This window comes from Streptomyces sp. CO7 (assembly GCF_053474865.1).
On sequence record NZ_JBRIOU010000011.1, the window covers coordinates 90,755 to 91,336 of the forward strand.

Annotated in this window: 1 protein-coding gene; it reads left to right on the forward strand. The window is 76.1% G+C overall.

Annotation, left to right across the window (positions count from 1 at the left end; translation table 11 throughout):
• On the forward strand, positions 1-582 hold a 582-nt coding region (locus ACOV8S_RS29505), incomplete at both ends, for an aminotransferase class I/II-fold pyridoxal phosphate-dependent enzyme (protein WP_448321541.1).

The window sequence follows — 582 nt, forward strand, 5'->3', positions numbered from 1 at the left end:
GGGGAAGGGCTCCTGGGGTGGGAGATGGACCGCTGGCGGCAGGTGCTGCGCGAGTCCGCGCCGCGGCTGGCCTACGTGGTCGCCGACTTCCACAACCCCACCGGCGCGCTCGCCGACGAGGAACGCCGGCGGATGCTGGTCGACGCCGCGCGTGCGGCAGGCACGGTGGTGGTCGCCGACGAGACCATGCGGGAGCTGCCGCTGGACGAGGACGTCGAGCTGCCGCGGCCGATGTGCGCCTTCGACCCCGCGGGTTCCTCCGTGATCACGGTGGGGTCGGCCAGCAAGGCCTTCTGGGCGGGCATGCGGATCGGCTGGGTGCGGGCCGCGCCCGAGATCGTCCGCTCGCTCGTCGCCGCCCGCGCGTACGCCGACCTCGGCACGCCGGTGCTGGAGCAGTTGGCGGTGGCCTGGCTGATGGACACGGGGGAGTGGGCGGACGCGGTCGCCTGGCGGCGTGCCCAGGCCCGCGGGAACCGGGACGCGCTGGTGGCGGCGGTCCGGCGCGAGCTGCCCGACTGGGAGTTCGCGGTGCCGTCCGGCGGGCTCACCCTGTGGGTCCGGGCGGGAGGGCTCTCCGGC